The organism is Streptomyces sp. GbtcB7 (genome assembly GCF_019091445.1).
Lineage (GTDB): Bacteria > Actinomycetota > Actinomycetes > Streptomycetales > Streptomycetaceae > Streptomyces > Streptomyces mirabilis.
In genome coordinates this window covers 1-239 of the sequence record NZ_JAGXJM010000583.1, presented here as the reverse complement: position 1 = coordinate 239, position 239 = coordinate 1, and the positions used below count along the sequence as shown (strand labels likewise).

The 239-nt window shown below is 73.2% G+C and carries 1 pseudogene; it reads right to left on the bottom strand.

The annotated features are described in order from the left end of the window. Window positions 1-223: pseudogene (locus tag KVT44_RS56910) on the bottom strand (MFS transporter); the annotation flags it as partial. Window positions 224-239 lie beyond the last annotated feature (16 nt).

Below are 239 nucleotides of genomic sequence, written 5' to 3'. Positions count from 1 at the left end.
CCGGCAGCGGGCCGCGCAGGACGATGGCCCGTCCGGCGAACGGCAGCACCACGTGAGCGGCCACGGCGAAGACGGCGAGCACGAGGCCCGCCGTCATGGAGCCGGGTCCCCGTACCTGCGCCACATAGACGTAGAGGAAGGGGAGGGTAAGGCCGAGCCGGAAGGTTCCGGGGGCGTTGCCCACGTGGTCCGGCGCCACCGCTGCCCCCATCGCCCGGGTCACTTCCACCTGCCTGGTC